The 17,773-nt window shown below is 45.3% G+C and carries 20 protein-coding genes; 16 read left to right on the top strand and 4 right to left on the bottom strand.

Annotation, left to right across the window (positions count from 1 at the left end; genetic code table 11):
- The first annotated feature begins 4 nt into the window (after positions 1-4).
- The 11 genes from soxX (at position 5) to mnmH (ending at position 8,231) form a co-directional block, all read left to right on the top strand.
- Positions 5-643, top strand: a complete 639-nt coding sequence (gene soxX, locus IC571_RS06005) for a sulfur oxidation c-type cytochrome SoxX (protein WP_215315435.1) — start codon at positions 5-7, stop codon at positions 641-643.
- A gap of 44 nt (positions 644-687) precedes the next feature.
- A complete protein-coding gene (gene soxB / locus IC571_RS06000) occupies positions 688-2,418 on the top strand; it encodes a thiosulfohydrolase SoxB (protein WP_215315434.1) in 1,731 nt (576 codons plus the stop codon).
- A gap of 19 nt (positions 2,419-2,437) precedes the next feature.
- Positions 2,438-2,878 (top strand): DsrE family protein, encoded by a 441-nt coding sequence (locus tag IC571_RS05995; RefSeq protein ID WP_251373249.1) that lies wholly within the window; start codon positions 2,438-2,440, stop codon positions 2,876-2,878.
- Positions 2,879-2,886: 8 nt separating this feature from the next.
- A complete protein-coding gene (locus IC571_RS05990; protein ID WP_215315433.1) occupies positions 2,887-3,855 on the top strand; it encodes an MBL fold metallo-hydrolase in 969 nt (322 codons plus the stop codon).
- Positions 3,856-3,921: 66 nt separating this feature from the next.
- The gene (locus IC571_RS05985) at positions 3,922-4,239 is read left to right on the top strand and encodes a hypothetical protein (RefSeq protein ID WP_215315432.1); all 318 of its coding nucleotides are present in this window, start codon (positions 3,922-3,924) and stop codon (positions 4,237-4,239) included.
- An 18-nt stretch (positions 4,240-4,257) separates the two neighbouring features.
- Positions 4,258-5,379 carry a YeeE/YedE family protein gene (locus tag IC571_RS05980; RefSeq protein ID WP_215315431.1) on the top strand — a complete coding sequence of 374 codons (1,122 nt, stop codon included), beginning with the start codon at positions 4,258-4,260 and terminating at the stop codon, positions 5,377-5,379.
- Between the two features lie 18 nt (positions 5,380-5,397).
- Positions 5,398-5,835, top strand: a complete 438-nt coding sequence (locus IC571_RS05975) for a YeeE/YedE family protein (RefSeq protein ID WP_215315430.1) — start codon at positions 5,398-5,400, stop codon at positions 5,833-5,835.
- Between the two features lies 1 nt (position 5,836).
- On the top strand, positions 5,837-6,277 hold the full coding sequence (locus tag IC571_RS05970) for a YeeE/YedE family protein (protein ID WP_215315429.1): 441 nt from the start codon (positions 5,837-5,839) through the stop codon (positions 6,275-6,277).
- A gap of 82 nt (positions 6,278-6,359) precedes the next feature.
- Entirely contained in the window at positions 6,360-6,704 is a 345-nt protein-coding gene (locus IC571_RS05965) for a TIGR01244 family sulfur transferase (RefSeq protein WP_215317836.1), read from the top strand.
- A 24-nt stretch (positions 6,705-6,728) separates the two neighbouring features.
- On the top strand, positions 6,729-7,148 hold the full coding sequence (locus tag IC571_RS05960; RefSeq protein ID WP_215315428.1) for a thioesterase family protein: 420 nt from the start codon (positions 6,729-6,731) through the stop codon (positions 7,146-7,148).
- 9 nt (positions 7,149-7,157) lie between these two features.
- Complete coding sequence (gene mnmH / locus IC571_RS05955) at positions 7,158-8,231, top strand: tRNA 2-selenouridine(34) synthase MnmH (protein WP_215315427.1); 1,074 nt, start codon at positions 7,158-7,160, stop codon at positions 8,229-8,231.
- Here the strand turns inward: mnmH and IC571_RS05950 are convergent, their stop codons facing one another.
- Positions 8,232-9,410, bottom strand: a complete 1,179-nt coding sequence (locus IC571_RS05950) for an acyl-CoA dehydrogenase (protein WP_215315426.1) — start codon at positions 9,408-9,410, stop codon at positions 8,232-8,234.
- Positions 9,411-9,512: 102 nt separating this feature from the next.
- On the opposite strand from IC571_RS05950, the gene IC571_RS05945 reads away from it, so the two are divergent.
- The gene (locus IC571_RS05945; protein WP_215315425.1) at positions 9,513-10,223 is read left to right on the top strand and encodes a queuosine precursor transporter; all 711 of its coding nucleotides are present in this window, start codon (positions 9,513-9,515) and stop codon (positions 10,221-10,223) included.
- 140 nt (positions 10,224-10,363) lie between these two features.
- The gene (locus IC571_RS05940) at positions 10,364-11,971 is read left to right on the top strand and encodes an ABC-F family ATPase (protein ID WP_215315424.1); all 1,608 of its coding nucleotides are present in this window, start codon (positions 10,364-10,366) and stop codon (positions 11,969-11,971) included.
- Positions 11,972-12,008: 37 nt separating this feature from the next.
- Here the strand turns inward: IC571_RS05940 and IC571_RS05935 are convergent, their stop codons facing one another.
- From IC571_RS05935 to IC571_RS05925, 3 genes are read right to left on the bottom strand one after another with little or no spacing between them, the layout of a single operon-like run.
- On the bottom strand, positions 12,009-12,263 hold the full coding sequence (locus tag IC571_RS05935; RefSeq protein ID WP_251373247.1) for a DUF1289 domain-containing protein: 255 nt from the start codon (positions 12,261-12,263) through the stop codon (positions 12,009-12,011).
- Between the two features lie 6 nt (positions 12,264-12,269).
- Complete coding sequence (gene gloA / locus IC571_RS05930; RefSeq protein ID WP_215315423.1) at positions 12,270-12,656, bottom strand: lactoylglutathione lyase; 387 nt, start codon at positions 12,654-12,656, stop codon at positions 12,270-12,272.
- A gap of 3 nt (positions 12,657-12,659) precedes the next feature.
- Entirely contained in the window at positions 12,660-14,330 is a 1,671-nt protein-coding gene (locus IC571_RS05925) for an electron transfer flavoprotein-ubiquinone oxidoreductase (protein WP_215315422.1), read from the bottom strand.
- A gap of 159 nt (positions 14,331-14,489) precedes the next feature.
- On the opposite strand from IC571_RS05925, the gene IC571_RS05920 reads away from it, so the two are divergent.
- The 3 genes from IC571_RS05920 to IC571_RS10540 are packed head-to-tail and all read left to right on the top strand — an operon-like array spanning position 14,490 to position 17,770.
- Positions 14,490-15,188, top strand: coding sequence for a CoA transferase subunit A (locus IC571_RS05920; protein WP_215315421.1), 699 nt, complete (start codon positions 14,490-14,492; stop codon positions 15,186-15,188).
- A gap of 27 nt (positions 15,189-15,215) precedes the next feature.
- Positions 15,216-15,866, top strand: coding sequence for a CoA transferase subunit B (locus IC571_RS05915; protein WP_215315420.1), 651 nt, complete (start codon positions 15,216-15,218; stop codon positions 15,864-15,866).
- Positions 15,867-15,901: 35 nt separating this feature from the next.
- Positions 15,902-17,770, top strand: a complete 1,869-nt coding sequence (locus IC571_RS10540) for an alpha/beta fold hydrolase (protein WP_215315419.1) — start codon at positions 15,902-15,904, stop codon at positions 17,768-17,770.
- The last annotated feature ends 3 nt before the right edge of the window (positions 17,771-17,773 follow it).

Here is a 17,773-nt window from a genome sequence, read left to right as displayed (position 1 = left end):
GAATATGCATATGAAAAACATTAAATCCCTCTTAGCCCTTAGCGCGATTGCTATTTCAGTAATTGGTTTTCAAGGTTCTGTTCTTGCCCAGCAAGCGAATGATCCGAAATTTAACAAAATGATGAAGGATGGTTTCCGGGCAGAAGGTATTGCCGGCCTAGATCGCATCGATCAAGATGAAACCCAAAAGTTCTGCTCTGACCCTGTCTTTGCGAATAGCGATAAAGGTCAAGCGATGCGCGAAAAGATCCAGAAGATTAATATGGATAGCATCAAGCAGCCCTCAGATGGCAAATACATGGGGGATTGGAAGAAGGGTGAGGCGATTGCACAAAGTGGTCGTGGTGCCACTTGGACAGATAAAGCGGATACCCCGATTGGTGGTGGTTGCTATAACTGCCATCAAATCGATAAGAAGGAAATTTCTTATGGCACGATCGGGCCATCTCTTTGGAATTACGGCAAGTTGCGTGGAAACTCGCAGGAGTTGGTGGTCTACACCTGGAACCGTATCAATAATTCCAAGGCGTATAACGCTTGTAGCAATATGCCACGCTTTGCACACTTTAAGTTGCTGAATGAACAGCAGATTCAGGACTTAATGGCTCTATTACTGGATCCCGCCTCACCAGTAAATCAATAAAACAAAAGCAGGCCGTAAGGCCTGTTTTTTATCAGGGGAAATATATGTCTTTAAGTCGTCGCGATTTCTTGCAAGCGCTAGCTTTTGCTTCAGCGGGCGGAATGAGTTTGCAGTCTAATTTTGCTGGCGCACAAGTTGCGGCTCAAAAATTTTACGACCTGCCAAAGTTTGGCAATGTTCATCTGCTGCACTTTACTGATTGCCATGCGCAATTATTACCAATCTATTTTCGTGAGCCCAATGTCAATCTAGGCATTGGTGCGCAAGAAGGCAAAACACCGCATTTGGTTGGAGAGTATTTTCTAAAGGCAAATGGTATCGCTCCAGGTACACGTGATGCCCATGCCTTTACCTATTTGGACTTTGTTGCGGCAGCTCAAAACTACGGAAAGATGGGCGGCTTTGCGCATATGGCAACGCTCATCAAGCAATTAAAAGCAGGACGTCCTGGCGCGCAACTATTAGATGGCGGTGATACCTGGCAGGGATCAGGTACAGCACTATGGACTAATGGCCAAGATATGGTGGATGCAGCGCTTGCGTTAGGCGTGGATGTGATGACGCCTCACTGGGAAATGACGCTAGGTGAGAAGCGTGTGATGGAAATTGTGAATGGCGATTTCAAAGGAAAAGTGTCATTCATTGCGCAAAATATTAAAACATCCGATTTTGGCGATATGGTATTCAACCCATATGTCATGAAGAATATGAATGGCGTTCAAGTTGCCATCATCGGTCAAGCATTTCCATATACGCCAATCGCAAACCCAAGATATTTCACGCCAGATTGGACCTTTGGTATTCAAGAGGAAAATCTTCAAAAGACGATTGATGAGGTGAAATCAAAAGGCGCGAAAGTAGTGGTACTACTCTCGCACAATGGTATGGATGTGGACTTAAAAATGGCGTCACGTGTTAGTGGATTACATGCCATTTTGGGTGGCCATACGCATGATGGAGTACCTGTTCCAGTGCAGGTCAAGAATCGCGGTGGCATGACGCTCGTTACCAATGCTGGCTCAAATGGAAAATTTTTGGGTGTGCTCGATTTTGATGTTAAGGGCGGTAAGCCAGTTGATTTCCGATACAAGCTTTTACCAATCTTCTCAAATATGATTCCGGCTGATCCAACGATGTCGAAATTGATTGCGAAGGTAAGGGCGCCATTTGAGGCTAAGTTGGGAGAAAAATTGGCCACCACCGATGGGCTTCTGTATCGTCGCGGCAACTTCAACGGCAGCTTTGATCAATTAATCTTGGATGGATTAATGTCACAGAAAAATGCGGAGATTGCGTTCTCTCCTGGTTTCCGCTGGGGAACCAGCTTGTTACCTGGTCAGGCGATTACGCGTGAGAACCTCATGGATCAAACGGCAATTACCTATCCATACACCACCGTAACCAACATGACTGGTGAGACGATTAAAACCATCCTGGAAGACGTGGCGGATAACTTATTTAACCCAGACCCGTATTATCAGCAGGGCGGTGACATGGTTCGCGTTGGGGGCATGCAATACACAATTGATCCAGCACAGACTGCCGGTAATCGCATATCGGAAATGCGCCTTAACGGCAAGTCAATTGAAGCTGGAAAAACTTATAAAGTTGCGGGTTGGGCGCCGGTTAGTGAAGACGCCAAAAATGCAGGCGGCGAAGCAATTTGGGACGTGATCGAGCGCCACTTGAAAGAGGTGAAGACGGTCAAGGCTGTTAAGCTCAATGAGCCTGTAATCAAAGGCGTTGCTAATAATCCTGGCATGGTGTCAATTTAATCGGCTGACTAAGGTATATATGATTAAAAAAATCTTTCAATCAATGATTTGTTTTGCAATAGCAGTCGGTTGTATTGCGATTGCTTCTGCGCAGACTTCAGCTGGTTCAAAAGTGGTTTACCACATCGACGATGCTGAGTTACAGGGTATCAAAGGATTGCGCAATATTCGTAATCACTTGGATACCGCTCCAAACACCACCATTATTGTGGTCACCCATGCGAATGGCGTTGATATGTTGATCGAAGGCGCTAAGGATAAAAAGAACAATATCGAATATGCACCATTGGTTTCTGCGCTGAAATCACGTGGCGTTAAATTTGAGGTCTGTGAAATTACTCTGAAGAATCGCAAGCTCAATAAAGACCAATTCATATTGGATGCTGATTTCACGCCATCCGGCGTGGTACGGGTTGCCGATCTTCAATATAAAGATGGCTTTGCTTATATCAAGCCTTAATTTCTGAAATGGTAACTTGTATTCGCCTTATCCAGCTTCGCCTTGGGATCCTGATTGGGTCCTTTGTTTTCTGTGGGCTAGTCTTTGCTCAAAACACACTATTAGCTGATGAGGTTCTTGTCAAACCCGTTCAGGTGGCGGCTCATACCTATTTTGTTCAGGGTCGCCCAGAAATGGGTAGCAGTTCAAATCAAAACTTTATTTCGAATGCGGGTTTTGTTGTCACGCTTGGTGGAGTCGTTGTTGTAGATGCTCTTGGTTCTCCAGTGCTAGCAAAAAAATTAATCGCTGAAATTAAGAAGGTGACTAATCAGAAGATTGTTGCTGTTATTGTGAGTCACTACCACGCAGATCATATTTATGGATTGCAAGAATTTAAAAAGATCGGCGCAACCATTTACGCTCAGGGTGAAGGTCGGAACTATCTTTCTTCTGAGACGGCTATGCAACGATTAATTGCCTCGAGGGTGGATTTTGCGCCATGGGTTAACGAGAAGACGAGACTGGTTCCTGCGGATATTTGGATTGATAAAACATTTGTCCTCAAGGTTGGTGGGGTGAATTTCTTCATTACTAGGGTAGGTCCAGCACATGCACCTGAAGACTTAATGGTTTACGTGCCTTTAGAAAAAGTACTTTTTGCAGGAGATCTGGTTTTCCGCGGACGTATCCCATTTGTTGGAAATGCAGATAGTAAAGGTTGGTTGCAGGCTTTGGATGAAATTGAGAGGCTGAATCCGGATATAGTAATTCCAGGTCACGGCACATACTCTATCAAGCCAATTGAAGATATTGCATTTACACGAAGTTACTTGAAGTATTTGCGAGAATCTATGAGTGCCGCTGCTCTTAATTTAGATCCGTTCGAGGGGGTCTATCAGTCGACAGATTGGTCTGAATACGAAGGAATGCCATTATTTAGGGCCGCCAATCGAATGAATGCTTATAACGTCTACTTATCAATTCAGGCCGAGTAGGGCTTGAGGGCGAAATTGGCAAGAAGGCTCTAAAATAGCCTTTTGCCCGCGTAATGCCAATTTGTAATGAAATTTATCGTATTTTCTCGTCAGGTTTTTGCTTGCGCCATGATTGGTTTGAGCGCTAGCGCTATGGCGAACATCAATATTGAGAATGGCAGGCAAATTGACCAGAACAAGTGCTACGCTTGCCATGCCAAGAAAACTGGCTTTGGAAATGGGGACATGATTTATACCCGATCCGATAGCAAGGTGAACTCACTTGCGAAATTAAAAACGATGGTGGAGCGCTGTAATACTGAGTTACGTCTTGATTTATTTCCTGAAGACGAGGTAGATGTTGCTGCTTATTTAAATAAGCAGTTCTATAAATTTAAACAATAATTTTTTAATAAGTTTTCTATGGAAGCAGTAGATATACCTCTTTTAAGCAAAACGGTCCTTTGGGCAACGTTTGCAATTACGTTTGCTTTAGGTATGGTGATGCAAAAAACAGGATTTTGCAGCATGGGCGCTGTATCAGATGTTTTTATCATTTCCAACTGGAATCGTTTTAGACAATGGTTCTTAGCGATCGGTACTGCGATTCTTGGATTCACTTTTTTGGCGCACCTTGGATTGATTGATTCGCTTAAAACAATTTATACGGGTAATAAGTTTCTGTGGCTTTCGACTCTTTTAGGAAGCATTTTGTTCGGTTTTGGAATGGTGTTGGCTTCTGGATGTGGCAGCAAAACCTTAATACGTATTGGTGGGGGCAACCTAAAGTCAGTAATGGTCTTTATGGTTTTGGGCTTAACGGCTTACATGACATTGCGTGGATTTTTGGGGGTCATTCGTACAAATACTGTGGATCTCGTATTTGTCAGCTTTGCAACCCCGCAAGACTTGCCAAGTCTACTTGCTGGTCCCTTGGGGGTTGAGAGGGCGAATTTGCATTTAGCCCTTGGACTTTTTATTGGATGTGCATTTATTGTGTTTGCATTGGCTGATAAAGCATTCCGAAACTTTGAAAATCTCTTTGCTGGCATTTCAGTTGGTTTAGCAATTACCGCTGTATGGTGGGTTTCTGGTGCCTTGGGCCATGTTGCTGAGGATCCCAATACATTAGAAGAAGTATTTTTAGTAACAAATTCTGGTCGCATGGAAAGTTTATCTTTTGTAGCGCCATATGCCTATTCGTTGGATTGGCTGATGATGTACAGCGATACTTCGAAAGTGCTGACCGTTGGCATAGTAGCTGTTATAGGCATGATTTTGGGCTCTGCTGTAGTTGCCATTTCAAGCAAGACCTTTCGTTGGGAAACCTTCAGAAATGCAGAAGATACCGCCAATCATTTGGTGGGTGCGGCACTAATGGGATTTGGTGGCATCACAGCTTTGGGTTGCACGGTAGGTCAGGGTTTGAGTGGTATATCAACCTTGGCTTTGAGTTCTTTATTAGCATTACCCGGCTTTATTTTTGGTGGCTATCTCGGTGTTCGTTATCTTCAATTGCGATTAGCGCCTAATCCCTGCGCATAATTCCTCATAGGCATTTACATGCAAATTAATTGGCTCTCCTTTACACCCATTCCATCCTTATTGGGTGGAGTGATATTGGGCATTGCTGCAGCCCTATATGTTCTGCTTCATGGCAGGATTCTAGGTATCAGTGGAATTGTCTCGGGCCTGCTTCACCCCAAGCCAAATGATGTTGTGTGGCGCTTAAGTTTGGTGCTTGGGTTGCTGTCTGCGCCACTTTGGGCCGCCTTATTTTTCGATATTCGTCCAATTGTGCAAATCGATACAGATTGGTATGCAGTATTGGTGGCTGGATTACTTGTGGGTTTTGGTGCCCAGTATGGATCTGGTTGTACTAGTGGTCATGGAATCTGCGGTTTATCAAGATTATCCCCTCGTTCATTGGTAGCAACATTGACTTTCATGGGCGCAGGATTTTTGACGGTATTTGTTATGCGTCATTTGATAGGGGGTTGATATGAAAAAACATTTCGGCCTACTTAGTCAGTACGCTATTGGGGTGCTTTTTGGCTTTGGTTTAATTATTTCTGGAATGAGCAATCCCCAAAAGGTATTGGGCTTTTTAGATCTGGCTGGCCTATGGGACCCATCTTTGATTTTTGTAATGCTAGGCGCAATCCTGGTAGGCCTTGCAGGCTTCTATCTGGTTAAAAAGCGCAGCGAAGCATTTTTTGGTGGCGCTTTACATATTCCGACTAGAAGAGATATATCAAGAGCCTTAGTGATTGGCAGTTTTATTTTTGGTATTGGCTGGGGAATTGCTGGTATTTGCCCTGGCCCCGCGCTGGTAGCTTTGGGCGCTGGATACTTAAAGGCTTTAGCGTTTGTTGTGGCAATGCTGGTTGGTATGCGAGTTTGCGAGCGATTTTTTACCGCACATAAACAAGCGCCAAAGTAATCCATAGATGAATCGTTATTAAAATAGCGCCATACAGATTCAAATGAATTTTTTTAAAAACCTATTTAAATCAGAGGATGTCATGAGTCTTCCTATCGCATGTCATAACGACCAATTTGGTACTTTAGGCCAAATTGAACCAGCCCACTTGGCTGAAATCGTTAAGCAGGGATACAAAAGCGTTATCAACAATCGCCCAGATGGCGAGGGTGGTCCTGATCAGCCTAAAAACGCTGACATACAAGCAGAGGCAGAAAAATTAGGATTGAATTATGTATATCTGCCAGTTGTTTCTGGTGCTATCACGCCAGATCAAGTGATTGAGATGGCACGTTTGCTAAAAACCTTGCCTGGTCCTGTACTGGCTTTTTGTCGCTCTGGTGCGCGTTCAACAAATCTGTATCAACTTGCTTTGCAAGTAAAGTAAACGATCCATTAAGTCGACATACCAATGCGTATCGTCATCCCTGAAGATCGAAAACTAGTTCATGAAATGGTCGCACCAATTCGGTGGGGCGACATGGATGCATATGGGCATGTCAACAATACGATCTACTTTCGTTATATGGAGCAGGCTCGAGTAGAGTGGATCACTTCCTTGGGTTATCAGGTTGCGCCAGGTCGAGAATCGATGCTGATGATGAATGGCTTTTGCAATTTCTATAAACAACTCTCATATCCTGGGGATTTAATTCTGAAAACTTCAATTGGTGCTATCGGTCGCACCAGTATGGATGTCTATACCAGTATGGCTTTGACAACTACGCCTGATGAAGAGGTAGCCATTGGCGGTGCAACCATGGTCTGGGTTGATCTCACCACAAATAAATCAGCACCGTGGCCTGATCATATTTTGCAAAAGATTGGCTAACTGCGAGATATGCAGCCAAGCAATCCACAGATCTTAGCGCGAGATAAATTTGTAGCTGAGTTAGATTCTTTTGATTGCATCATTGATGTACGTTCGCCGGCTGAATTCGCTCAAGATCACATTCCTGGTGCAGTGAATTATCCCGTTCTAAATAACGAAGAGCGCGCTCAAATCGGTACTTTATATAAACAAGACTCACCATTTGCCGCTAAAAAACTGGGCGCTGCATTAGTCTCTCGCAATATTGCAAATCACCTAGAAAAACATTTTCAAGGCTTTCCACGCACCTGGCGTCCATTGATTTACTGCTGGCGTGGTGGCGAGCGTAGTGGGGCATTCACCCATATATTGAATCGTATTGGTTGGAAAGCCATGCAGTTAGAGGGTGGCTATCAATGTTTCCGGCGCACGGTGATTGATAGCTTGGACGAGGCTGCCAAACTTTTTTCTTTTCAGGTTATCTGTGGCATGACAGGAAGTGGAAAGACTCGGGTTCTGCAAGAGGCGAAAAATTATGGCGCCCAAATATTAGATCTAGAAGCTTTGGCGATACATCGAGGGTCTGTCTTAGGTAACGAGCCCAATATTGAGCAGCCAAGCCAAAAGGGATTTGAGACAGCTCTGTGGAATGCATTGCGAAATCTTGATCCGACCAAGCCTGTGTTAGTGGAATCGGAAAGCAAGAAAGTAGGCGGGCTTCACATACCTGATGCCCTAATGGAAAAGATTCGTGGTGGCGCTTGCATTGAGTTGAGATCAAGTCCGCAAACACGCGTTTCTTGGTTAATACGTGAATACCATCATTTTTTAACCGACACCAATAACTTTAAAAGTAAGTTAGCACTATTAACGGCCCATTACGGAAAAGTGCAAATAGCAAAATGGAATGAGGCTATTGATGCTGGGCAGTTCCCAAGCCTGGTGGAAGAGCTATTAATAAAGCACTACGACCCATCGTATCAATCTTCGATTGTGCGTAATTTTCCCGAGTATCGTGCTGATAATTATGTACAGCTAGAAAATGATAGCGACGAGGCCTTTGCAAAAGCAGCTAAGGCCATCGTCAATCAGCTTCAGTGCTGATTAACTGAAAGCTTGAATTCCCGTTTGAGCGCGACCTAAGATGAGAGCGTGAATATCATGTGTGCCCTCGTAGGTGTTAACAACTTCCAGATTCATCATATGACGCACAACGCCGTATTCATCGGAAATGCCGTTACCGCCATGCATATCACGTGCCATACGCGCAATATCTAATGATTTTCCGCAGGAGTTTCGTTTCATGATGGAGGTAATTTCAGGTGCAGCAATGCCTTCATCTTTCATGCGTCCTAAACGCAAGCAACCTTGCAGTGCGAGTGCGATTTCCGTTTGCATGTCTGCCAACTTTTTTTGAATCAGTTGATTGGACGCCAGCGGTTTGCCAAACTGCTTGCGATCCATGGTGTATTGGCGAGCTGCATGCCAGCACCATTCAGCAGCACCTAATGCGCCCCAAGAAATGCCATAGCGAGCTGAATTAAGGCAGGTGAATGGGCCTTTGAGGCCAGAAATTTCAGGGAATTCATTTTCATCAGGAACAAAGACCTCATCCATCACGATCTCACCAGTAATCGAGGCTCTTAAACCCATCTTGCCGCTGATCTTCGGAGCGCTTAAACCCTTCATGCCTTTCTCAAGAATGTAGCCGCGAATCACGCCTTCATCATTTTTGGCCCACACCACAAATACATCAGCAATCGGGGCATTAGAGATCCACATTTTTGAACCGGTTAGCGAGAAGCCTCCAGGCACTTTCTTGGCCCTGGTGATCATTCCGCCGGCATCGGAGCCGTAGTTAGGCTCTGTTAAACCAAAGCAGCCAATCCATTCGCCACTTGCAAGTTTTGGAAGATACTTTTGTTTTTGCGCTTCGCTGCCAAACTCATTGATGGGAATCATGACCAAAGAGGATTGAACGCTCATCATGGAGCGATAGCCAGAGTCGACTCGTTCGATTTCGCGGGCGATCAATCCATAAGAAACGTAATTGAGATTGGCTCCACCGTATTGTTCTGGAATCGTGATGCCTAACAGGCCCAGTTCACCCATTTCGCGGAAGATAGCGGGATCGGTGGTCTCATTGCGGTAGGCATCCAAAATGCGCGGCATCAGACGGCCTTGAGCGTATTCTGCTGCTGCATCACGCACCATGCGCTCATCTTCACTCAGTTGTGTATCCAGTAGAAGGGGGTCTTCCCAATTAAAGCTCGCTTTGCTCATCGTCTTTAGTCATCCTATTAATTGCTGGTATTCATTTATCCCACTTTCTGCGTACTTTGCTGAAAGGGGATATTCTTTCTCTATTATCCATTTTTTAAGCTTATGGACAGCCCGAGACGACACCATCGCTATTACGACTTGATTCTGGCATCTTTTGTAGTTGTCTTGCTGTGCTCGAACTTCATTGGCGCTGGTAAAGCCGCAGTAGTTGCCTTGCCTTATTTCGGTGAGTTGCCTTTTGGGGGCGGGATCTTATTTTTCCCCATCTCTTATTTCTTTGGCGATATTTTGACTGAGGTGTATGGCTATGCCTATGACCGGAGGGCGGTTTGGGTGGGATTTGCGGCGCTGCTATTTGCTGCAATCATGGCGCAAATTGTGATTGCTTTGCCTGTCGCACCTGGCGAGTACATGGCTAACTATCAACAGGGCTTAGAAACAGTGTTTGGAAACTCATGGCGTATCGCTTTGGCTTCGATGTTTTCATTCTGGTGCGGCAGTTTTACTAATAGCTTTGTTTTGGCCAAAATGAAAATTTGGACGCAAGGTCGTTATCTTTGGATGCGAACTATTGCTTCTACAGCGGTAGGTGAATTGGTCGACTCCTCTTTTTTCTATATGCTGGCCTTCTATGGCATTTGGCCGACACAGGAAGTGATTGCTGTGGCTTTGGCTCAATATGCTCTAAAAACTGGCTGGGAAGTATTGGCTACACCCGTAACGTATTGGGTCGTGAATTTCCTCAAACGCAAGGAAAACGAGGATTACTACGATATTCATACGAATTTCACGCCATTTCGGGTCAAAGTTTAAGCGGGCTACGTCCTTAGCCTTTTACCCCTTTAAACCGTTAAAATAACAGTCTTTGCCTCATATCCTCATATGGGGCCGCATTGCCAATGTGCTGTGCGCATTCGTTCCATTTGAATTTTTAGAAAGTTAGAGAAACATCCGTGCTGTCCGCATCTAATATCACCATGCAGTTTGGGGCGAAGCCTCTGTTTGAAAACATTTCCGTGAAATTTGGCGGTGGCAATCGTTACGGCCTAATTGGCGCTAATGGTTGCGGTAAATCGACTTTCATGAAAATCCTTGGTGGCGAGTTAGAACCATCAAGCGGTAACGTAAGCTTAGATCCAGGTATTCGTCTGGGTAAATTACGTCAGGATCAATTTGCTTACGAAGATGTACGTGTTCTCGATGTAGTGATGATGGGTCACGAAGAGATGTGGAAAGCCGCTGCTGAGCGCGATGCAATTTATGCGAACCCAGAAGCAACGGATGAAGATTACATGAAAGCTGCAGAACTTGAGGGTAAGTATGCAGAGTACGGCGGCTATACGGCAGAAGCAAAAGCGGGTGAGTTGTTATTAGGCATTGGAATTCCAATTGAGCAACACAATGGACCAATGAGTAATGTTGCGCCTGGCTGGAAATTGCGTGTGTTACTTGCGCAGGCTTTGTTCTCGGATCCTGATGTTCTATTGTTGGATGAGCCAACCAATAACTTGGATATTCACTCTATTCATTGGTTAGAAGAAATCCTCAATCAATTTAATAGCACCATCATCATCATTTCCCATGATCGCCATTTCTTAAATGAGGTGTGTACGCATATGGCCGACATGGACTACGGAACTCTAAAGGTTTATCCGGGGAACTATGATTCTTATATGTTGGCGTCTACCCAAGCAAGGGCTCAGCAATTAGCTTCCAACGCAAAAGCTAAAGAAAAAATTGCTGAATTACAGGCCTTCGTAAGCCGATTCTCGGCAAACGCTTCTAAGGCGCGCCAAGCAACATCACGTCAGCGTCAATTGGAAAAAATTGAGGTTGCTGAAATCAAGCCATCCTCTCGTCAAAACCCATTTATCCGTTTTGATTACGAAAAGAAGTTGCACAACATGGCAGTGGAATGCAATGCGCTTACTAAGGCTTATGACAGAACTATTTTCAAGAATCTGAAACTCGGTATTCGTGCGGGTGAGAAGATCGCCATTATTGGCCAAAATGGCGCTGGTAAGACTACGCTCTTAAAAACTATTCTGAGTAAACGCTTTGATGGTATCGCTGCTGATAGTGGGGATGTGAAGTGGGCCGAGAATGCAAATGTAGGCGTAATGCCGCAAGACAATACAGAACTCTTTGCTAAAGAAGAGACGCTCATGGAGTGGATGAGCTCTTGGCGTAACACTGGCGATGATGATCAGGTTGTACGCGGTACTCTAGGACGCTTGCTGTTCTCGGGCGATGACATTGGCAAATATGTCAAAGTCCTTTCCGGTGGTGAGAAGGGCCGTATGATTTGGGGCAAGCTGATGCTCCAAAAACATAACGTTCTCGCAATGGACGAGCCAACCAATCACATGGATATGGAGTCAATCGAGAGTTTGCAGATTGCGCTTGAGAAGTTTGAAGGCACCTTAATCTTTGTATCTCATGACCGTGAGTTTGTGCAGGCTTTAGCCAACCGCATTTTAGAAGTCAAAATGGATGGCACGGTTGAGGATTACTCGGGTACCTACGAAGAGTATTTACGCAGTCAAGCCTTAGCTGGTTGATACGGTTAATAGAGCTAAGTTAAAAATAAGCCCACCATTAAGTGGGCTTATTTTCTTTCTGCTGGCGCTGAAAACGCATTGCTGTTCCATCTGCGCGAATGCGTTTCCACACAGAAGCTTTTTCTTCGTCGGATAGAAATACCCAGTTACTAACTTCATTGAGCGTGCGGCCGCATCCCTGGCAGATCTCATCGTATAGGGTGGTGCATACACCGATACAAGGCGAATCAGACTCATCATCCCCGGTGGAGAGTGAGTGCGATCCGTCTTGTTGGGATTGTTGCTTGCTCATACAAAATTAGCGTTGAATTAACTCGATTTTGTATCCATCTGGGTCAGTTACAAAGGCTATGATGGTATCCCCGCCGGCTACAGGGCCAGCTTCACGAGTGACATTGCCGCCAGCCGCTTTAATCTTTTCGCAAGCAGCATAGGCATCAGGCACTCCAATCGCAATATGACCATAGGCGGTACCTAAATCATAGGAGTGAACACCATGGTTATAGGTCAACTCAATTTCCGCTTGACCATCTGCATTACCTTTACCAAAACCAACAAAAGCCAAAGAGTATTTTTGTGCTGGTCGTTCGGTAGTGCGCAAGAGATTCATGCCTAACACTTTGGTGTAAAAATCAATCGAACGCTGGAGATCGCCAACCCGCAGCATGGTGTGCAATAGCATCATGACTTACATAGCTCCGTAATTGGGGCCACCGCCACCTTCGGGCGTAACCCAAACAATGTTTTGACTTGGATCTTTGATGTCACAAGTCTTGCAGTGCACACAGTTCTGCGAGTTGATCTGAAGTTTGGGTTGACCATCTGCTTCAACATATTCATAAACGCCGGCAGGGCAGTAGCGTTGCTCAGGACCAGCGTAAGTTTTCAGATTAAGACTTACAGGAATAGCCGCATCTTTCAGGGTAAGGTGTATCGGCTGGCTCTCTGCATGGTTGGTATTGGAAATAAATACCGAGGACAGGCGATCAAAGCTGATCTTGCCATCTGGCTTTGGATAGTCAATTGGCTTGTGTTGTGATGCTGGCTCAAGGCACTCATGATCTGCATGTTTGAGGTGCACTGTCCATGGCATATTGCCACCTAAGACCTTTTGCTCTAGCCCCACCATCAAGGTGCCAAGATAAAGGCCTTTAGACATCCAAGCTTTGAAATTGCGCGCCTGATTGAGTTCGGTGTGTAGCCAGCTATTTTGAAATGCAGTAGGGTAGCCTGCGAGTACATCTGCTGAGCGATTGTCGGCTAATGCAGCAACGGCCGCCTCCGCGGCTAACATGCCAGTTTTGATAGCAGCATGACTACCTTTAATACGAGAGGCATTCAAGAAGCCCGCATCACAACCAATCAATGCGCCACCGGGAAAGACTGTCTTAGGTAAGCTATTAAGTCCACCAGCTGTTAATGCGCGCGCACCATAGGCAATGCGTTTACCGCCTTCAAAGGTTTCGCGAATCTTGGGGTGTAGCTTGTAGCGTTGAAATTCTTCAAAGGGTGATAGATAAGGATTCTTATAAGAGAGCCCAACAACAAGTCCAACGGCTACTTTGTTGTCTCCTAGGTGGTATAGAAAGGAGCCACCGTAGGTATCGCTTTCCAAAGGCCAGCCAGCGGTGTGAACAACCAAGCCAGGCTTGCTTTTAGACGGTTCGACTTCCCACAATTCCTTAATTCCTATGCCGTAGCTTTGAGGATCAGAGTCTTTATCTAAAGCAAATTTGGCAATCAATTGTTTGCCTAAGTGGCCGCGTGCACCTTCGGCGAAGAGGGTGTACTTACCGCGTAATTCCATGCCGAGTTGGAACTGATCAGTTGGGTTGCCTTCTTTGTCGAGCCCCATTGCTCCTGTAATCACACCGGCAACTGCACCTTGCTCGTTATACAAAACCTCTGCTGCAGGAAAGCCAGGGAAAATTTCAACACCAAGTGCTTCAGCTTGTTCGCCCAGCCAACGTGTCACATTAGCCAAGCTCACTATATAGTTGCCATGATTTTGGAAGCAATGTGGGAGCATCCAGTTGGGAACTTGATATGAATTGTCTTTGGTTAAAAAGAGAAATTGATCTTGGCAAACTTCAGTATCGAGAGGGGCACCTAACTCTTTCCAGTTTGGAAACAATTCAGTTAAGGCTTTGGGATCCATGACGGCACCAGACAATATGTGCGCGCCAATTTCAGAGCCTTTTTCTAGTACGCAGACACTAATTTCTTTCCCGGATTCGCTGGCGAGCTGCTTGGCCCGGATAGCGGCTGACAAACCAGCGGGTCCGCCCCCAACGATCACAAGGTCATAATCCATGGATTCACGTGGCCCGAATTGTTCTAGTAACTGCGCTGGATTCATGCAATTTCTCCGAGATTTCTTAAAAAATGGGGTATTTCAGCCCATCTAGTTTAGTTCCAAGTGTCCATAAATGGCTCACTACCAGGACTGGCTGGGCTTAGGTGCCTAAAGCGTTATGATTGCTTTTTTACCATTTTCGGCAATATTAGGACAAAAGTTATGAATAAAACTTACCCATCGGCAGTTGATGCCCTGAGGGATATTTTGAAGGACGGACAAAAAATCGCCGTAGGTGGCTTTGGTTTGTGCGGTATTCCTGAAGCACTGATTCAAGCGGTAAAGGATCTTGGTGCGCAAAATCTCACGGCGATTGCAAACAATGCGGGTGTAGATGGTTTTGGCTTGGGCTTGCTATTAAATTCACGCCAAGTTAAGAAAATGGTTGCCTCTTATGTTGGTGAAAATAAAGAGTTTGAGCGTCAATACTTAGCGGGTGAGTTGGAGTTGGAATTTACTCCACAAGGAACCTTGGCGGAGAAATTGCGTGCTGGTGGATGTGGTATTCCAGCGTTCTACACTAAAACTGGTGTAGGCACATTGGTTGCGGAAGGCAAAGAAGAAAAAGAATTCGATGGTGAGAAATACATCATGGAGCGTTCTATCGTTTCCGATATTTCTTTAGTGAAAGCTTGGAAAGCGGATAAGTCTGGAAACTTGGTATATCGCTACACTGCGCGTAACTTCAATCCAGTAGTGGCAATGGCGGGCAAGATCACCGTGGCTGAAGTAGAAGAGATTGTGGAGAACGGTCAATTACATCCTGATGAGATTCATACTCCAGGCATCTATGTGCACCGTTTAGTCATCAACAAAACTCCAGAGAAGCGTATCGAACAACGCACGCTCTCAGCCGCTTAATTATTGGAAAGAATTAGGAAGAACGACATGCCTTGGAATAGAGATGAGATGGCAGCACGTGCTGCAAAAGAATTAAAAGACGGTTACTACGTGAACTTGGGTATTGGTATGCCTACATTGGTAGCAAACCATGTGCCAAAAGATATGGAAGTATGGCTTCAGTCTGAAAACGGCTTATTAGGTATTGGCCCATTTCCAACGGAAGCAACGATTGATGCTGATTTGATTAACGCAGGCAAACAAACTGTTACAACCTTGCCTGGTTCTTCGATCTTTTCCTCAGCAGATTCTTTTGGGATGATTCGTGGTGGAAAAATTAACATTGCTATCTTGGGTGCAATGCAGGTGAGCGAGCATGGTGACTTAGCTAACTGGATGATTCCAGGAAAGATGGTTAAGGGCATGGGCGGAGCAATGGATTTGGTTGCTGGTGTAAAGCACGTAGTCGTTTTGATGGAGCACGTTGCCAAAAAGAAAGATGGCACTGAAGAGCTCAAGATTTTGCCGAAGTGTACATTGCCATTGACAGGTGTAAAGGTGATTAGCAAGATCATTACTGACCTCTGTGTATTGGATATCACCCCCAAAGGTCTGAAGTTGATTGAGTTGGCTCCTGGTGTTACCAAGGAAGAGGTTATCGCCAAAACAGGTGCCCCTGTTGATACAACGGGCTTCTAACAATCGTCATCATTTAATGGAATAATGGGTTCACCATGTCGGGATCCCATCATTTCCATTCAAGATCGCATAAGCACCAGGCTCACTCTGGTGTTGATCCCACCTTGCATGCGCATAAGAAGGGCGATGCAAAGCACTCCCATAGCAAAGAAGTCTCTAATCAAAACTTACTGCTGATTGCATTAGTTTTGACTCTTGGTTTTTCGGGGGTTGAGGGCGCTGCAGCCTATTTTGCAAATTCATTAGCCTTGATTTCAGATGCAGGTCATATGGTGACTGATGCAGCTGCATTAGGCCTCGCGCTTTTGGCGCAAATCATTTCTCGTCGTCCACCATCGCCAAAGCATTCGTTTGGTTTTGGTAGGGCGGAAGCGCTGGCTGCATTCGTCAACAGTATTGCGATGCTTGGCTTAGTTGTTTGGATTGTGATTGAGGCGATTAGTCGTTTTTATGATCCTCATAAAGTAGATGGTCTTACGGTAACTGTTGTTGCTGCGATTGGTTTGTTGATGAACATCGTGGTGGCATGGGTTCTATCGCGAGACAAAAAGAGTGTGAATACACGCGCTGCATTAGTCCATGTCATGGGCGACTTATTGGGCTCGATTGCAGCATTGGTGGCTGGTGTGGTGATTCAGTTGACTGGCTGGATGCCAATTGATGCCATCTTATCTATTATGGTTTCGCTGCTCATCCTGAAATCCACTATTTCAATTCTTCATGAGTCGTACCACTTCTTAATGGAAGGCGTTCCTCTGCATATTGATTACCTGCAGGTGGGCAAAGACTTAAAAGGTGTCCCTGGCGTACTTGCGGTCCACGATCTGCATGTTTGGGAAATGACTCCTAGTTTTCCAGCGCTGATTGGTCATATTGAAATAGCCAATATTCAAGAATGGCCAGAAATCATGACCAGAATTAATCAGATGCTTTTGGAAAAGCACGGCATTGATCACGTTACTCTGCAACCAGAAGAAGTGCATGCAGTGATTGATTGCGTTGAGGATGGTGATGCACACCAATTTCATCAGCAAGCCAACGTAATTCATGCGGGCGACACTTTCTATGTGCAATGTTCAAGTGGCGAATCTACTCATCGCATGGCCTATCACGCTTGGGGTGATCCCAGTAATACTAAAGTGCTTCTGTGTGTGCATGGCTTAACTCGTCGTGGTAGTGACTTTAAAACGCTTGCGCAAGCCATGTGCAAAGACTATTACGTGGTTTGTCCAGATGTTGTTGGCCGTGGCGACTCAGATCGCCTAAGCAATCCGATGCAATACGCTGTCCCGCAGTACGTTGCCGATATCGCGCAACTGGTTAAGCAACTAGGAGTAAGTCAAGTAGATTGGTTGGGTACATCCATGGGTGGCTTGATTGGCATGGTATACGCCGCGATGCCAAATTCACCCATCCGCAGAATGTTGATTAATGATGTTGGACCAAAGATCGAGCCAGATGCGATTAAGCGATTGGGTTCTTATGTTGGCCAGCCTTTTGTATTTGCCAATCGTGCCGACGCTTTAAGCCGCCTGAATCAAATCTGCGCTACTTTTGGTGAGCACACCCCTGAAGAGTGGGAAATTTATAACGGACCGATGTTGGTGCAACGCGATGGCCAATGGCTGATGCACTACGACCCTAATATTGCGGTTCCCTTTGCCTCTGTCAATCCCATCATGGCAAAAGCGGGTGAGGTGGCAATGTGGCATGCATTTAAGCAAATACACATACCCATGTTGATCGTTCGTGGCGCTGATTCTGATTTGCTCTCGGCAGCAACGGTTGCAGAGATGTGCAAAGTGAATCCTTATGCTCGCAGTATTGAGATTCCGAATGTCGGTCATGCGCCAGCATTTGTTAAGTCTGAACAAATTGCACTAGCAAAAGAATTCTTCAGTTAATCC

Origin of the sequence: Polynucleobacter sp. MWH-UH2A, assembly GCF_018687195.1 — a bacterium.
GTDB lineage: Bacteria > Pseudomonadota > Gammaproteobacteria > Burkholderiales > Burkholderiaceae > Polynucleobacter.
Note: the sequence above shows the minus strand (reverse complement) of the source record. Positions and strands in the feature narration are given on the sequence as shown.